Annotated in this window: 15 protein-coding genes; 10 read left to right on the top strand and 5 right to left on the bottom strand. The window is 65.2% G+C overall.

What is annotated here, in order from left to right; genetic code table 11:
* The first annotated feature begins 9 nt into the window (after positions 1-9).
* From rapZ to J2X44_RS16705, 5 genes are all read left to right on the top strand, one after another.
* Complete coding sequence (gene rapZ, locus J2X44_RS16685; protein ID WP_310086573.1) at positions 10-951, top strand: RNase adapter RapZ; 942 nt, start codon at positions 10-12, stop codon at positions 949-951.
* Between the two features lie 38 nt (positions 952-989).
* Positions 990-1,394: a PTS sugar transporter subunit IIA gene (locus J2X44_RS16690; protein ID WP_310087104.1), complete on the top strand. Its 405-nt coding sequence runs from the start codon at positions 990-992 to the stop codon at positions 1,392-1,394.
* A complete protein-coding gene (locus J2X44_RS16695) occupies positions 1,391-1,669 on the top strand; it encodes an HPr family phosphocarrier protein (protein ID WP_310086576.1) in 279 nt (92 codons plus the stop codon). The genes J2X44_RS16690 and J2X44_RS16695 overlap by 4 nt, the downstream gene beginning before the upstream one ends.
* 147 nt (positions 1,670-1,816) lie before the next feature.
* Positions 1,817-2,629 carry an RNA methyltransferase gene (locus tag J2X44_RS16700; RefSeq protein ID WP_310086578.1) on the top strand — a complete coding sequence of 271 codons (813 nt, stop codon included), beginning with the start codon at positions 1,817-1,819 and terminating at the stop codon, positions 2,627-2,629.
* A 161-nt stretch (positions 2,630-2,790) separates the two neighbouring features.
* A complete protein-coding gene (locus tag J2X44_RS16705) occupies positions 2,791-3,498 on the top strand; it encodes an META domain-containing protein (RefSeq protein ID WP_310086580.1) in 708 nt (235 codons plus the stop codon).
* 111 nt (positions 3,499-3,609) lie between these two features.
* On the opposite strand, the gene J2X44_RS16710 is transcribed toward J2X44_RS16705, so the two are convergent.
* Genes J2X44_RS16710 through J2X44_RS16725 form a run of 4 tightly spaced genes read right to left on the bottom strand, consistent with a single transcriptional unit; the run spans position 3,610 to position 6,604 of the window.
* Complete coding sequence (locus tag J2X44_RS16710; RefSeq protein ID WP_310086582.1) at positions 3,610-4,968, bottom strand: DNA recombination protein RmuC; 1,359 nt, start codon at positions 4,966-4,968, stop codon at positions 3,610-3,612.
* Positions 4,969-5,018: 50 nt separating this feature from the next.
* The gene (locus J2X44_RS16715) at positions 5,019-5,591 is read right to left on the bottom strand and encodes a hypothetical protein (RefSeq protein ID WP_310086583.1); all 573 of its coding nucleotides are present in this window, start codon (positions 5,589-5,591) and stop codon (positions 5,019-5,021) included.
* Positions 5,588-6,064: a vgr related protein gene (locus tag J2X44_RS16720; RefSeq protein ID WP_310086585.1), complete on the bottom strand. Its 477-nt coding sequence runs from the start codon at positions 6,062-6,064 to the stop codon at positions 5,588-5,590. The genes J2X44_RS16715 and J2X44_RS16720 overlap by 4 nt, the downstream gene beginning before the upstream one ends.
* Positions 6,065-6,070: 6 nt before the next feature.
* Positions 6,071-6,604, bottom strand: a complete 534-nt coding sequence (locus tag J2X44_RS16725) for a copper chaperone PCu(A)C (protein ID WP_310086588.1) — start codon at positions 6,602-6,604, stop codon at positions 6,071-6,073.
* A 154-nt stretch (positions 6,605-6,758) separates the two neighbouring features.
* Between J2X44_RS16725 and dnaK the strand changes: the two genes are divergently transcribed.
* The 3 genes from dnaK to J2X44_RS16740 all read left to right on the top strand — a co-directional run bounded on the left by dnaK (position 6,759) and on the right by J2X44_RS16740 (position 10,387).
* Positions 6,759-8,666 carry a molecular chaperone DnaK gene (dnaK, locus tag J2X44_RS16730; protein WP_310086590.1) on the top strand — a complete coding sequence of 636 codons (1,908 nt, stop codon included), beginning with the start codon at positions 6,759-6,761 and terminating at the stop codon, positions 8,664-8,666.
* A gap of 153 nt (positions 8,667-8,819) precedes the next feature.
* On the top strand, positions 8,820-9,938 hold the full coding sequence (gene dnaJ, locus J2X44_RS16735) for a molecular chaperone DnaJ (RefSeq protein ID WP_310086592.1): 1,119 nt from the start codon (positions 8,820-8,822) through the stop codon (positions 9,936-9,938).
* Between the two features lie 77 nt (positions 9,939-10,015).
* Entirely contained in the window at positions 10,016-10,387 is a 372-nt protein-coding gene (locus tag J2X44_RS16740) for a VOC family protein (protein ID WP_310086594.1), read from the top strand.
* On the opposite strand, the gene J2X44_RS16745 is transcribed toward J2X44_RS16740, so the two are convergent.
* Complete coding sequence (locus tag J2X44_RS16745) at positions 10,384-12,696, bottom strand: patatin-like protein (protein ID WP_310086596.1); 2,313 nt, start codon at positions 12,694-12,696, stop codon at positions 10,384-10,386. The genes J2X44_RS16740 and J2X44_RS16745 overlap by 4 nt on opposite strands.
* Positions 12,697-12,964: 268 nt before the next feature.
* Between J2X44_RS16745 and J2X44_RS16750 the strand changes: the two genes are divergently transcribed.
* The gene (locus J2X44_RS16750) at positions 12,965-15,154 is read left to right on the top strand and encodes a TonB-dependent receptor (protein WP_310086600.1); all 2,190 of its coding nucleotides are present in this window, start codon (positions 12,965-12,967) and stop codon (positions 15,152-15,154) included.
* A gap of 2 nt (positions 15,155-15,156) precedes the next feature.
* Positions 15,157-16,245 (top strand): PepSY-associated TM helix domain-containing protein, encoded by a 1,089-nt coding sequence (locus J2X44_RS16755; protein ID WP_310087105.1) that lies wholly within the window; start codon positions 15,157-15,159, stop codon positions 16,243-16,245.
* Positions 16,246-16,448 lie beyond the last annotated feature (203 nt).

The following is a 16,448-nucleotide window of genomic DNA, read 5'->3' on the forward strand; positions in this document are numbered from 1 at the left end:
CGGCCCGCGATGAGCCTTGCCGCCGCCGAACCGCGCCTGCTGTTGGTCACCGGGCTGTCGGGCGCGGGCAAATCGACCGTGCTCAAGGTGCTCGAGGATCTGGGCTGGGAGGTGGTGGACAATCTACCGCTGGCGCTGCTCGAAACGCTGATCGATGCGCCGGTCAAGCGCAGCGAGGCGGGACGGCCGCTGGCGGTGGGGATCGACAGCCGCAGCCGCGGGTTTCGCCCTGCGTTGCTCGTGCAGCGGATCAAGGCGCTGCGCGAAGCGGGCGGGCGCGACATCCAGACGCTGTTCCTCGACTGTGCCGGTGCCGAGCTGGAACGCCGCTTTTCCGAAACGCGGCGGCGCCACCCGATGGCCGAGGATCGCCCCGCCGCCGACGGCATCGCGCGCGAGCGCGAAATGATGGAATCGCTGCGCCGCTGGGCCGAGCATGTCGTCGATACGACCAATTACAGCAGCAACGACCTGCAACAAGAGGTTCGCCAGCGGTTCAGCGAGACCGGCCACGACGAACCGGTGCTCAATATCCTGAGCTTCGGCTTTGCCCGAGGGCTGCCGCGCAACGCCGACCTGGTGTTCGACATGCGCTACCTGCGCAACCCGCATTGGGATCCCGCACTGAAGCCGGGAACCGGGCTCGACGCCGATGTCGCCGCATATGTAATGGCCGATCCCGCCTATGCCGACAGCGTGGCGCAGATCGAAAAGCTGATCCTCACGCTGCTGCCGCGTTACCGGGCGGAGGGCAAAAGCTATGTCACTATCGCCTTTGGCTGCACTGGCGGTCGTCACCGTTCGGTCCATGTCGCGGCGCGTGTTGCCGAAACGCTACGCACGTCCGGATATGAGCCAACCCTGACCCACCGCAACCTTGACTCTGCCCCGCAAGATGGGCTTGAGGGCAAGCCCCCGCCCGCATCTGCTGCGGCCGGTGGCAAAACATAAGGGTCTCGCATTTCATGGCCACCGATAAAGCCTTGCCGTTGCTGGGAATGGTCCTGGTCACCCACGGCCGTCTGGCCGAGGAAATGGTACGCGCCATGGAGCACGTCGTCGGGCCGCAGCGCGCGATCGCCACCGTGTGCATTGGCCCCAACGACAATATGGAAATGCGCCGCCGCGAAATCGCCGATGCCATCCGGGCGGTCGATGAAGGGCGCGGCGTCGTCATGCTGACCGATCTGTTCGGCGGCACCCCGTCGAACCTCGCAATCAGCCTGCTCGAAACGGGCCGCACCGAAGTGATCGCCGGGGTCAATCTGCCGATGCTGATCCGCCTGGAAAGCGCGCGCAAGTCGATGGAGCTGCGCGCCGCGGTGATCGCGGCCAAGGAAGCCGGGCAGAAATATATCTCGGTCGCCTCTGAAATGCTGGGGGTGGGACTATGAGCGAAATTTCCGAAACGGTCGAAATCACCAACCAGCGCGGACTCCATGCGCGCGCCAGCGCCAAATTCGTCACTTTCGTTAGCCGCCTGCCCGAAACCGTGTCGGTCGAGGTCGAAAAGGGCGGATCGCGCGTCAACGGCACCTCGATCATGGGATTGATGATGCTCGGCGCCGCGAAGGGCGACACGATCACGATCCACACCAGGGGCGACGGCGCCGACGCGGCGCTGCTGAAACTGGTCGGGCTGGTCAAGGACAGCTTCGGCGAGGATTGACCGGAAGCGCAATTCGCCCTCACCCGCCGCGCCCCTGCGAAGGCAGGGGTCCATCACCCGAGGTCGAGATGGCCAACGGGCGTAGCGGGCAAACGAGAGCTTAGGTGATGGGCCCCTGCCTTCGCAGGGGCGCAGGAACGAGAAGAGATGACCGGTCGCCGCAGCGTTATCGAAAGCCTGTCCAATCCGCTGATCAAGCGGATGCGGCTCTTGCGCGAGAAACGCCACCGGCGCGCCGAGGGTCTGTTCCTGGCCGAAGGACTGCGGATCGCGACCGAGGCGCGCGAGGCCGGGGTGCTGCCCCTGTGGCTGTTCATCGGCCCCGAGGGCGACACGCACCCGCTCGCCGCCGCGCTGGTGGCCGATACGCTCGCGGCGGGCGGCGAGGTGATCGATGCAACCCCCGCGATCCTGTCGAAGCTGTCGGGCAAGGACAACGCCCAAACCGTCGTCGGCATCTACGCCGAACCCCAAACAACGCTCGCCGATCTCGACCGCGATGCCGCGCCGATCTGGCTGGTCGCCGAACGGCTGCGCGATCCGGGCAACCTCGGCACGATGCTGCGCACCGGCGATGCGGTCGGCGCGGGCGGGCTGATCCTGCTCGACGAAAGCACCGACCCCTATGCGGTCGAGGCGGTGCGCGCGAGCATGGGGGCGATCTTCACCCAAAAGCTGGTGCAGGCGCGCTGGGACGAGTTCCTGCCGTGGCTGCGACAGGGGCCGGGGCAGCTCGTCGCGACCTGGCTGGGGGACGATACGCAGGATTATCAGGCAGTGCGCTATGCGGCGCCGACCTTCATCCTGACCGGCAATGAATCGCAGGGGATGCCGCCCGCTTATGCCGACGCCGCCGACGTGAGGGTGAAGATGCCGATGCTGGGCAAGGCCGACAGCCTGAACGCCGCGGTCGCGACGGCGGTGATGGCATATGAGGTGTTGAACCAGCGGCGGGGCTGAACGAGGGGCGGCATTTTGGTTCAGCCGCCCGCCAACATCATGCTACTACCACATCCTCTCTTCCCGTTCGCATCGAGCGAAGTCGAGATGCCTCTCGACCTTGCGCAACGCCGACGGGTGTCTCGACTTCGCTCGACACGAACGGAGTAAAGGAGCTTGTGATGATCCGCTTGTTGCCCCTGCTCACCCTTCCCGCGCTCGCCGCCTGCGCACCCGCGACCGAATCGCCGCCGCAGAGCCGCGGCGATCAGCCCACCACCTATCTGGCGCTCGGCACCGAGCCCGGCTGGACGCTCGAAATTACCCCCGACCGCCTCAACTATGATGGCGACTATGGCGCGACCAAGATCATGGTGCCGAACCCCGGCGCCAAGCCGTCGCTGAACGGCCGGATTTACGCCACCGACCGGCTGTCGGTCGTGATCAAACAGGCGCCGTGCAGCGACGGGATGAGCGACCGCCGCTTTGCCGATACGGTGCGCGTGATCGCCGACGGCAAGACGCTGAACGGCTGCGGCGGCACAATCCTGCCGCCCGACACGCTGGCGGGATCGAGCTGGACCTTTGTGTCGATCGGCGGGGTCGCGGTAGCAAAGGATCGCCCGACCGCGTTGCAATTCGACGGCGCGCGGCTGAGCGGCAGCGCAGGGTGCAACCGCTTTTCGGGCGGCTATACGGCCGCGGACGGAACCCTGACCGCCGGGCCATTGATGGCGACCGAAATGGCGTGTCCGGGTCCGGGCATGACGCAGGAGGCGGCGTTCTTCAAACTGATGGCAGCACCGGTCAGCCTGACCTTTGCCGACGACGGGACGTTGATTTTGACCGGGAGCGGCGGGCAGACGGCGGTGCTGCGGCGGGCGATCTAACGGCCACGTCCTAGTTCCGTTCGTGTGGAGCGAAGTCGAGACACCGGGAAGGCGCGCGCTACCGATGGGTGTCTCGACTTCGCTCGACACGAACGGCTTTATGGGTTTTGCTCATTCCCCCGCATCATTCACCGCCGCCGGGGCCACCGCTGCCAGCTTCGCCAGCGGCCGCGCAGATTGCTCGACCACCGGCAGCGCCGCTATCTCCTTGTCGCCGGTTTCGATGTCGAGCGCCTCGAACCGCTTCGCCTGCGTCAGCACCTGCGATTCGAAACTGCCGACGAACGCGTTATACGCCCCGGTCGCCTGATCGAGATTGCGCCCGACCTTGGCGATATGCGCGCCCATCACCGACATGCGCGCATACAGCTCCTTGCCCAGCGCCGCGATTTCGCGCGCCTGATTGGCGAGCTTTTCCTGCCGCCACACCGCGGCGACGGTGCGCGCGATCGCGATCAAATTGGTCGGGGTCGCGAGCAGCACCTTGCGCTCGAACGCATAGTCCCAGAGGCCCGCATCTTGATCGAGCGCAGCGGCGAGGAAATGTTCGCCGGGGACGAACATCACGACAAAATCGGGGGTATCGTCGAACTGGTTCCAATAGGCCTTGGCCCCCAGCGTGTTGACATGCGCCTTCATCGCCGCGGCGTGCGCGGCCAGATGCAGTGCTTTTTCGCCCTCCTCGACAGCGCCGAACGCATCCTGATACGCGTTGAGCGAGACCTTGGCGTCGATCACCAGACTTTGTCCGCCCGGCACCTTGACGACGACATCGGGGCGCAGCCGTCCGCCGTCGCCGTCGGTCACGCTGACCTCGGTCTGGAAATCGGCATGTTCGGACAGGCCGCAGCTTTCGAGGACGTTCTTGAGCTGCTGCTCGCCCCAGCGCCCGCGCGCCTTGGGGGCATTGCGCAGCGCGTTGACGAGCTTCGCTGCCTCGCTCGACACCCGTTCATTCTGGGTACGCATCGTTTCGATCTGACCCTGCAACATGCCGAACGCGCTCTGCCGCTCCGTCTCGACCTTCTTCACTTCGGTCTCGTATTTCTCCAGCCGCTCATGAACGGGTTGCAGCAGCGCCTTCAAATTCTGCCCCGCGGTCGCTTCGCTTTCCTTGAACCGCGCTTCGGCGCGTTCGAGGAACGCCTTTTGCGCGCCGTCGAGCACCACCTGCCCGACCTCGCGAAATTGCGCCGTCAGCGCCGCCTGCGCGTCCTTCAATTGCGCGATCTGCGCGTCATGCGCGGCGTCGCGCGCGCGCTGTTCGCTGAGCAGCGAGGCGAGCTGGATGTCGGCGGCCTTGCGCGCCTCGGCCTCGGCGGCAAGGTCGGTGACCGCAATTTTGAACCGCTCCGCCAGCCCGTCGCGCTCGGCCTTGAGCGCGCCCGACTGACGACCGGCGAACAGCCAGCCGATCAGACCGCCAATGGCGAGGGCAACAAGGGCGACGAGCAGCGATAGTCCATCCATCAGCGGAACATAGGACGAACGCTGCCTATCTGGCTAGTCGGTATTTCTGATCACAGCAGATAGATGACAACGTAGCGCAGGATCAGCGCCGCGAGGATCGTGATGCTCCAGCGGCGATCCTTGACGATCATTGCCGCGGCCATCAGCGCGACGAGGACGATCGTCATGATCCACGCGATCGGGCGCGCCAGACTGTCCGCGAGGTCGGGCTGCGCCAGGTAAAAGCCGAGCTGGGCGCCGAGCAGCACCAGCAGCAGGCCCAGCACGATGCACCGGACGCGGAAATAATGGACGTCGAGATTGGCGAAGCCCTCGGGATGCGAGGGAAAGACCAGCCGCGCCGCGAGGAAATAAACCGCGGCAAAGCCCGCAACCGCCATCAACACTGTGTTCGACACCGTCAGGCTGCCGCGCGCGGTCCATGCCGCGCTCCAGAAGGACAGGAGGTCGAGCATGACGAAGATCGCGAGCAGCGGGGTGAGCCAGCCGATCGAAAAGTTTTCGCGCTCCGCCTGTGCGGCAAAGCGCACTTCGATCGCGCGGCCGAGCCCGCCAAGCAGCTCGACCATCGAAAGACCGAGCAGAAGACTGTACAGCGCAAAGATAAATTCGAAATCGCTCATGCCGCATTCCATTCGGGCGGCAGGATAGCGCGATAGGCTTCGATCCCCGGCGCGCCGCCGACGACCATGCCTTGGGTCAGCAGCCAGTAATGGCGGACGATCTCGGCCTGTTGTTCCAGCCCGTAACGATCGAGCAGCCAGCCGGGTTTCAGGCTGTAGCTATAGATCGCGAACGGGTGGCGCATCAGCACCAGATACCAGCGCCCGCGCGTCTGCGCCTGCCACACATGGACCATTTCGTGGATGAACAATCCCTGCAATCGTTGCGACGCGGCGCTGAAATCGTCGCAATAGAGATCGCCGTGCGGATTGAAATGCAGGCTGCCCATCGGCGCCATGACGACACCGCGCGGCTGGAAAAATATCCATTTGTGGTTGTTTACGCGCACCCGGTCATAAGCGATCGCGTCGCCGAACACCGTTCGGGCGATCGCAATTTCGCCGCTGGTCAGGGAGCGCGAGGGTCGCGGCACCCGCGCTTATTTCTTCGCCGCGTCCGGTGCCGCCTCGCCGCCGCCATGCCCCATCGCGCTATGGTCCATCGCCGTCTCGCCGCCCGCCGCGGCATCCTCCGCAGGTTTGATCACCATGTCGAACAGGATGCGTTCATTGTTGTTGTTGGTGAACACGAACGCCATCGGCAGTTTTCCGGCGCGCACCGCGGCGCCGTTGATGCCCCAGATCATCAGATGCTTGCCGCCCTGCTTGAACACCAGTTCGCCCTTGGCCGGAACGTCGGCGCGCGCCAGCGGCTTCATCGTCACCATGCCGTTTTCGCGCACGCTTTCGTGCATTTCGACGCGCTGGGCGAGGTCGGCGGTCACCGCGACCAGCTGCACCGGCTGCGGCCCGCCTTCGACCTTGAAATAGCCGACCGCGGGGCGATCATCGGTGACGCCCATCACGATATGGCCGCTGACGACATTGAGCGGCTGCCCCTTGCCCAGATTTTCGCCGCATCCGGACAGGGTGAATGCCGTGGCGGCAAGGGCGGCGAGAGCAAGAGGTTTCATTTTGGGAGGACTCCGTGATGGCGTGTCATTTCCTGTCCCCGATAAGCCCTCAAAGCCCTTGTGCCAAGGATTAGCGCACCTATATCGCGCCCAGAACATCCATATCAGGCGCGCCTTTTCAGGGCGCCGCAGAAGCAACAAGGACGAGTAACAAATGGCAAAAGTGATCGGGATCGACCTCGGCACCACCAACAGCTGTGTCGCGGTGATGGAAGGCGGCAAGCCCAAGGTTATCGAAAATGTCGAAGGCACGCGGACGACCCCGTCGATCGTCGCCTTTGCCAAGGACGGCGAGCGCCTGATCGGCCAGCCGGCCAAGCGCCAGGCGGTGACCAATCCCGAAAACACCGTGTTCGCGGTAAAGCGCCTGATCGGCCGCCGTTTCGACGATCCGATCACCAAGAAGGACACCGAACTGGTCCCCTACACCATCGTCAAGGGCACCAACGGCGACGCATGGGTCAAGGCGGGCGGCGAGGATTATTCGCCGTCGCAGATTTCGGCGTTCATCCTGCAGAAGATGAAGGAAACCGCCGAAGCCTATCTGGGTGAAAAGGTCGAGCAGGCGGTGATCACCGTTCCCGCTTATTTCAACGACGCGCAGCGCCAGGCGACCAAGGACGCCGGCCGCATCGCCGGCTTGGAAGTGCTGCGCATCATCAACGAGCCGACCGCGGCGGCGCTGGCCTATGGCCTCGACAAGACCGAGAACAAGACGATCGCGGTCTATGACCTTGGCGGCGGCACCTTCGACATCTCGATCCTTGAGGTGGGCGACGGCGTGTTCGAAGTGAAATCGACCAACGGCGACACATTCCTGGGCGGCGAAGATTTCGACAGCAAGATTGTCGAATTCCTTGCTGACACCTTCAAGAAGGACGAAGGCATCGACCTGCGCGGTGACAAGCTCGCGCTCCAGCGCCTGAAGGAAGCCGCCGAAAAGGCGAAGATCGAGCTGTCGTCGGCGGCGACGACCGAGGTCAACCTGCCCTTCATCACCGCCGACGCCAACGGGCCGAAGCATCTGGTCAAGACGATCACCCGCTCGGACCTCGAAAAGCTGGTCGAAGAGCTGGTCAAGCGTACCCTCGAACCGTGCAAGAAGGCGATCAAGGACGCCGGCATTTCGGCGAGCGCGATCGACGAAGTCGTGCTGGTCGGCGGCATGACCCGCATGCCGCGGGTGCGCGAAGTCGTGAAGGATTTCTTTGGCAAGGAACCGCACACCGGCGTGAACCCCGACGAAGTCGTCGCGATCGGCGCCGCGATCCAGGCCGGCGTGCTGCAGGGCGACGTCAAGGACGTGCTGCTGCTCGACGTGACCCCGCTGTCTCTGGGTATCGAAACGCTGGGCGGCATCATGACCAAGATGATCGACCGCAACACCACGATCCCGACCAAGAAGTCGCAGGTATATTCGACCGCCGACGACAATCAGTCGGCGGTGACGATCCGCGTGTTTCAGGGCGAGCGCGAAATGGCGCAGGACAACAAGATGCTCGGCCAGTTCGACCTGGTCGGCATTCCCCCTGCGCCGCGCGGCGTGCCGCAGATCGAGGTGACCTTCGACATCGACGCCAACGGCATCGTGTCGGTCCATGCGAAGGACAAGGGCACCGGCAAGGAACAGCAGATCAAGATCCAGGCTTCGGGCGGCCTGTCGGATTCGGACATCGACCAGATGGTCAAGGACGCCGAGCAGTTCGCCGAAGAGGACAAGGTGCGCCGCGAGGCGGCTGAGGCGAAGAACAACGCCGAAAGCCTGATCCACTCGACCGAGCGTCAGCTGGTCGAGCATGGCGACAAGGTTGACGCGGCGCTGAAGGCCGAGATCGAAGCGGCGGTGGCCGAAGCCAAGACCGCGGTCGAAGGCGGCGACAGCGCGGCGATGACCGAAAAGTCGCAGGCGCTGGCACAGGTCGCGATGAAGTTGGGCCAGGCGATCTACGAAAAGGAACAGCAGGCGGCCGCAGCCCCCGGCGGTGACGATGCGGGCGAGGCCAAGGCCGACGAAGATGTCGTCGACGCCGAATTCTCCGAAGTCGAAGACGACAAGAAATAAGCGTTAGGGGCATGTCCTTCGAGACGCCATTTCGACAAGCTCAATGGCTCCTCAGGGCGAACAGCGGTTTTTTCGCCGTTCGCCCTGAGGAGGGACTGAGCGAAGTCGAAGGCCCGTCTCGAAGGGCTGCCCCCTCAGGGGCATAAGCGGACCATGAGTCTCGACATCGATTATTACGAACTGCTCGAATGCGAGCGCACCGCCGACGAGGCGACGCTGAAGTCCAGTTACCGCAAGCTCGCGATGAAATTTCACCCCGACAAAAATCCGGGGTGCAAGGACAGCGAAGCGCGGTTCAAGGCGATCAGCGAGGCCTATGATTGCCTGCGCGATCCGCAAAAACGATCGGCCTATGACCGCTTCGGCAAGGACGGCGTGCGCGGCGGCGGCGCGGGCGCAGGGGCCGATTTCGGCGACATCGGCGATATTTTCGAATCGATCTTTGGTTCGGCGTTCGGCGGCGGACGCCAGCAACGCGGTCCGGCGCGCGGCGCCGACCTGCGTTACGACATGGAAATCCGGTTCGAGGACGCCTTCACCGGTTGCAGCCGCGAGATTCAGGTCGATGTCGCTGCGCGCTGCGACAGCTGCGACGGATCGGGCGCCAAGCCCGGCACCCAGACCAGCCGCTGTTCGACCTGCGCCGGGCATGGCAAGGTGCGCGCGCAGCAGGGCTTTTTCATGGTCGAGCGCACCTGCCCGGCCTGTCAGGGCGCGGGCGAGGTCATCGCCGACCCGTGCAATAGCTGCCATGGCGAGGGCCGCGTCGATCGGCGCAAGACGCTGACCGTCAACATTCCCGCCGGGGTCGACGAAGGCACCCGCATCCGCCTGTCGGGCGAGGGCGAGAGCGGCGCGCGCGGCGCGGCGCCGGGCGACCTCTACATCTTCCTCCACATGGCGCGGCACAAGGTGTTCGAACGCGAAGGAACGACGCTGTTCACCCGCGCCCCGATCAGCTTCACGACCGCGGCGCTCGGCGGCGAGATCAGCATTCCCGGTCTCGACGGCGCCAAGCACGACATCAATATTCCCGCGGGCATCCAGTCGGGCAAACAACTGCGCCAGCGCGGCGCCGGGATGCCGGTGCTCAACGGCCGCGGCCATGGCGATCTGGTGATCCAGGTCGACGTCGAAACCCCGACCAAATTGAGCGCCCGGCAAAAGGAACTGCTCGCCGAATTTCGCGAAACCGAGACCGGCGACGAATGTCCCGCAAGCCAGGGCTTTTTCGGGCGCATCAAGGATATGTGGGACGATCTGACCGATTGACCGGCGGCGGGCGGACTTTCTTTTGACCGCTGTCTTGGTTAGCCTTGGCTGCACGCAGCAGCAGAAGGGGTACACCCATGCAACTCGGCGTTTTCTCGCTCAGCCTCGCGGTGAAGGATCTGGCCGCCTCGCACGCCTTTTATCAAAAGCTCGGTTTCGAGGATCTCGGCGGCAATGCCGAGCATGGCTATCTGATCCTGAAGAACGGCGCGACCGTCATCGGCCTGTTTCAGGGGATGTTCGAAAAGAATATCCTGACCTTCAACCCCGGCTGGGACGAAAAGGCGCAGAATGTCGATCCCTTCACCGACGTCCGCGAACTCCAGAAACGGCTCAAGGCGGCGGGGGTCGAACTGACCTCGGAGGCCGACGAGGACGGCAGCGGCCCGGCGAGCATCACGCTGGTTGACCCCGACGGCAACGCAATCCTCATCGACCAGCACCGCTAGCGGGCAGCCCCGATCTCGCCGCGCAGCTCGGCGATCAACGCCGCGACCTTCGGCAACCGCCCCTCCTCCTCATCCAATATCGCGTGGAATGCCCGGCGCTTCAACGCCTTCAGCTCGTCAGTCGACAGTCCCTTCTCCCCGCCGACGCTGCTCGCCACAATATCGATCAGCCGGTCGGCGCCGTGCAGGCGGCCCCAAAGATAATCATTCTCGCGGTACGCGCGGCTGAAAAAGGCGCCGAAGCTGTTGAACTCGATCCCCTTCAGCATCGCCGCCGCACCCCCGGTGCGGATCGCGGTGGCGTCGGAGGGCGAGATGCGGTCGATCTTGATCGGGTCGAACTCGTCGAACCCCTCCCCTTGCAGCAGCGGCAAGGTCGCGATGTCGTAAAAGGGATAGCCGAGATAGGCGAGCAGCAGCGTCCGCCGGTCGTCCTTGGGCATCGCGCCCAGCGCGGCGGCGATCAGCGCGTCGGCTTCGCCGTCGATGGCGGTCAGATCGCGCCGCACCGCGACCGCGTCGATCCAGTCGCCCGGTCCGGCATCGGTGGGCAGGTCGAGACCCGCGAGCGACGCATCGCCCTGCCGGTCGAGATAGAGGCCGAGCGCGGTAAAGATCGCCGTGCGCATCTCCTCACACACCGGATCGCGGCCGTCGCGCGTCGCCTCGACCGCGGTGTCGAGTTCGCGCGCCAGAAAGCGCAGGCGGCGGATACGAAAGCCCAGGTCGTGGGTGCGGAAAAAGGCGATCGCATCGCCGCTCGCCCCGGCGCCCTTGCGGCCCGAAATCCGGTCGAGCCCGCGCGCCCGCGCTTCATCCCACAGCGCCCGCCGCCGGTTCGTCTGATGCACCTCGCCCTCGGGCGGCAGCAGCCGGTCGATCAGCGACGCCAGTTCCTCGATCACCGCCGACAGCTTGAGATGACCGTAGGGCGCATAGGCAAAGCCAGCGCGCGCCGCGGCCTGATCCTGCGCCTTGGCGCGCCATTTTTCGAGCCGCGCCACCGTCGGCGTATCGAGAAAGAAGGTGCTGCCGAACAGCGCCGCGACCTGTTCCTCGACCTCGACCTTCATCGCGTCGACGATATGCTGCATCCGCCGGATGCGCCGCGACATGCCCTCGATCGCCTCGACATTTTCGCGGATCGGTTGTTCGCGGGGGATTTCGGACAGCGCCCCGAGGATCGTCGGCAGAAAGCCGGGCAGCTGTGCCTCGCCTGCGGCGGCGGGTTTGCCGAAACTGATCGCGCGATAATCCGGCTTGGGGTCGATATAGACGAAGCGTCGGTCGATCTCGCGCCGCGCCGGGCGCTGCTTGAGCGCCGCGATGGCGGGGCGGAACGGCGCGTTGGCGAGCACCGAGCCGTCGATCAGCACGCGGTCGGCGGGATCGAGCTCGGCGGTCGCGGGCAATTGGGTGCGGATGAAGCTGTCGCGGCCCGGCCAGTCAATCCGGCGCTTGTCCAGCACCCGGTCGAGTTCGCGCAAGGTAAAGGGCGGGAACGCGCCCGGAAAGCTGGCGGTCGCGCGCGCCGCGGCGGTCAGTCCCGGCACATCGTCGAGCCGTGCGCCGGTGCGGCTGTCTTCGCGGAAATGCAGCATCAGCCGATGCTCGTCCTCGGTCACCCGCGCCGGGCTGTTGAGCGCCAGCGGGACACTGTGTCCGGCAAAATCGGTGACCGACACGAACAGGTCGACCGGCTGGCCACCGGGAACCAGCACCGGCCCACGCGGCCCCTGCTCCATCGCGTCGAAGGCATCGAGCAGCAGGTTCACGAACGTCTCGCCGCCGAACGGCGGTTCGAACCAGCGCGCGCGCACGAAGCGCGACAGCTTGGCGCGCACCTCGTCCTGTGCGCCATGCCCAACGGTGCGGTCGATGACATTGCCGCGCTTTTTCATCATCCACCCGGCGATCGGCACCGCCCAGAATTTGGTCGCCGCCGACAAAGGCCGCGCGTCGGGGTCGATGAGCCGGTCGACGTCGGCGCTGTCAAGCCACAGGTCGGTCAGCGGGTCGAGCGACTGCCCGGTCGCGAGCGCGCGCGCGAGGAAAATTCCGTTGATCCCGCCCGCGCTGGCACCCGCGACGATGTCGGCAAGGACGCGCAGGCGGACGTTGCTGCGCGCGGCGATCTGCGACAGCAACTCGCCGTAAATCGCGCCCGACCCTTGTTGGGGGGCGCCGTCATGAAAGGCGCGCGACGCCGCGGCGAGGCGCCAGACTTCCTTGGTGATGCCGTGCATATAGACGGCAAGGCTGATGCCGCCGTAGCAAATCAGGGCGAAGCGCAGTTCCTTTTCCCGCATGCGAAAGGGTGTAGCGCGGTTTAGGGTGCGACGTCACCCTCTCCGCCAGAGGTCTGGCTGGAAGTTAAAGCGTCACCCTCAATTTCCGTTCGTGTCGAGCGAAGTCGAGACACCCATCGTTGGCGCGCGCCTTCGACGTGTCTCGACTTCGCTCGACACGAACGGGGCTGGGAAGCTCCCTCAACAGGCATCGCCAGCCAAAAGCCCCTCGAAAGCCCTTGCATCTGCAAATCCTTCGCATTAGCGGCGCTCCGAACAGGAGTTAAGAATGATTCGCAAATTGATCGTCGCCGCGCTGGCCTCCACCGCGCTGTCCGCCCCCGCTTTGGCGCAGGAGACGGACGACACCGCCACCGGCGAAGACACGATCATCGTCACCGCCGCGCGCACCATCCTGCCGCCGAGCGCGCTGCCGCTGACCATCGACGTCATCGGCAAGGACATGCTTGACCAGCAGCTCGCGATGGCAGGCTCGGTCACCGACGCGGTCGCCAATCTGACCCCCAGTTTTTCGCCGACGCGGCAGAAATTGTCGGGCGCGGGCGAAACGCTGCGCGGGCGTTCGCCGCTCTATGCGATCAACGGCATCCCGCAATCGACCCCGCTGCGCGACGGCAGCCGCGACGGCTTCACCATCGACGGCTTTTTCGTCGACCGCGTCGAGCTGATCTATGGCTCGAACGCCTTGCAGGGGATCGGCGGCACCGGCGGCATCGTCAACCAGGTCACCGTCGGCGCGCCGACCGACGACGGCATCAGCGGCCGCACGCTGGTGCAAGGCACCGCCGACAATGATTTTTCCAAGGCCGGGATGGGCGGCAAGCTCGCGGGACTGATCCAGTACAAGGCCGGGGCGTTCGACGCGACCGTCGGCGCCGCCTATGAAATCCGCGGCGTGTTTTCGGACGCCAAGGGCCGTCCGGTCGGGCTCAACCTGACGCAGGGCGAGACGCAGGATTCCAAGACGCTCTCGCTGTTCGGACGCTTTGGCTATGAATTGTCGCCCAGCGCCCGCATCGACCTGATCGCCAGCCGCTTCGAGCTGAAGGGCGACGGCGATTATGTCGCGATCGCGGGCAACCGCACGCTTGGCACCCCGACCAGCGCGGTGCGCGGCAACCCGCCGGGCAAGTCGGCGCAGAACCGCACCGAAAGCATCGCTCTGTCCTTGACTGATACCGACCTTGGCGGCGGCAATCTGGTCAGCCAGATTTTCTTCAACCGCAGCCGCGACACCTTTGGCGGCGAAATCCTGACCCAAGCGGCGTTCCAGGACGTCCGCATCGCGCCGATCGGCACCTTGTTCGACCAGTCGCAGAACCGCAGCCGCAAATTCGGCGGCAAGCTCAGCTACGAACGCGGCGTCCCCGGCTTCGACGACCTGACCCTGACCTTAGGCTTCGACGCCTTGTGGGACACCACCGAACAGCGATTGATCGCCACCGGCCGCACCTGGGTGCCGCCGACCGATTTCCGCAGTCTCGCGCCTTTTGCGCAAGCGAACCTCAAGCTCTTCGACGGGCTGATCCGTGTCGCGGGCGGCGCGCGCTATGAAAATGTGAAGATCACGATCGACGATTATACGACGCTGGCGACGACCACGACGCCGCGCGGCGGGGTGTCGGTCGCGGGCGGCTCGCCGACCTTTGACGATGTGCTGATCAACGGCGGCGTCATCATCGAGCCGATCGACGGCATCCGCGCTTACGCCAGCTATGCCGAGGGCTTCACCGTCCCCGACGTCGGCCGCATCACCCGCGCCATCGGCACCCCCGGGGTCGATATCGATACGTTCCTCGACATCTCGCCGATCGTGTCGAACAACCGCGAGATCGGGTTCGAGGTCAAGCGCGGCCCGCTCGACGCCAGCGCCTCTTACTTCTGGTCGTCGAGCGACAAGGGCCAGTTGCTGATCGCCCGCCCCGACCGCACCTTCGACGTCCAGCGCCTGCGCGTCGAAATTCAGGGGCTCGAACTCAACCTCGGCATCCAGACCCCGATCGACGGGCTGAAGCTCAACGTCGGCTACGCGCATCTGATCGGCCGCTTCGACAGCGACGCGGTGCCCGATGGCAGGGTCGATAGCGACCTCGACGGCACCAACATCTCGCCCGATCGCCTGAACCTGGCGGCGAACTACAACAGCGGGCCGTTCTCGGCGCGCGTCCAGACGCAGGTGTATTTCAAGCGCCGCTTCGACAGTAAGGCGCGCGCCGCCGACGACGCCAACCCGCTGCGCCCGCTGAAACTCGCCGACAATGATTTCGGCGGCTACACGCTGACCGATGCCAATGTCCGCTACCAGACCGCGATCGGCGGGATCAGCCTGTCGGTGCAAAATCTGTTCAACAAACAATATATCGATTATTCGAGCGACACGCGGCTGCCGACCGACCAGCTGTCCTATTTCGCGGGGCGCGGGCGCACCTTCACCTTGGGGTGGGATTACCGCTTCTGATGATGAAGCTGCTCGACACGCTGCACCGGTGGACGGGAGGGCTGATCGGCCTTATCCTCGCGCTGCTCGGCCTGTCGGGCGCGATCCTGGTCCACAAGGAAGAGTGGATCGGCCTGCCGCACGCGGGCGACGCGCAGGTCACCGACCTCGCCACCGTCGCGGCGACGACCGAAAAGCTGATGGCGATGTCCGGCGATCCGCAGGGGATCATCTACGCCAGCCAGCGCCTCGGGCTGCACCAGATGCGGTTTGACGAGGGCGCGGGGCTTTACGCGAACCAGTCGGGCGAGGTTGTCGCGCGCTGGACGAGCCAGTGGGAGCGCCCCGAAATCTGGCTGTTCGATTTCCACCATCATCTGTTCACCGGCGATGCGGGCGAATGGGTGATCGGGATCGCCGGCCTTGCCGGATTGTTTTTCGTCATCTCAGGCGTCATCCTGTGGTGGCGCACCCGCAAGACTTTCAAGCTGCGCCTGTGGCCGAAACGCATGAGCCGCCCCGCGATCGTCACCCAGCACCGCGACCTGGGCGTCGTGGTCGCGCCGCTGTTGCTGCTGTCGGTCGTCACCGGCACTATGATGATCTTCCGCCCCTTTGCCGCGATCGTCGTCGCACCGTTCGGACCTGTTTCCGAAACCGCCAAGGCGCTTGAGCCGCCAAAGTATAAAAGCGGACCGCTCGCCGCCGACCCCGATTGGACCGCGATGCTGACCACCGCGCGGGCGCGTTTCCCCGATGCCGAATTCCGCATCCTGAGCAAACCGCGCCAGCCCGGCGACCCGATCAGCCTGCGGATGAAACAGCCCGGCGAATGGCTGCCCAACGGCCGCTCGACCCTGTGGTTCGATGCGGCGACGGGCGAATTGCTCGGATCGCGCGACGCGCTGGCCATGCCCGCCGGGGCGCAGGCGTTCAACATGGCCTACCCCCTCCACGCGGCCAAGGTCGGCGGGCTGCCCTATCGCCTGCTGATGACCGCATCGGGACTCGTGCTGGCGCTGCTGGGGAGCCTGACGGTGTGGACCTTCTGGTTTCGTCGGCCGAAGCCGACGAAGCGGGCGGTGAAAAAAGTGGCATTGGCCTCGGCGTAGCGACGAATTGGGGTGGGGAGCTGTCGTCCCCCACCCTCGTCATTCCCGCGAAAGCGGGAACCCAGGGCTGGGTCAGTCGACGCGCGCGCTGGGTTCCCGCTTTCGGGGGAATGACGAAGTAAAAAACGCGTGACGTCGTTTATCGGTCGCTAGCGGCCATCGCCAACCTCCGCGCTTTCCTATTTCACCGCGCAACCTATATC

It is taken from the genome of Sphingopyxis sp. BE259 (assembly GCF_031457495.1).
GTDB lineage: Bacteria > Pseudomonadota > Alphaproteobacteria > Sphingomonadales > Sphingomonadaceae > Sphingopyxis.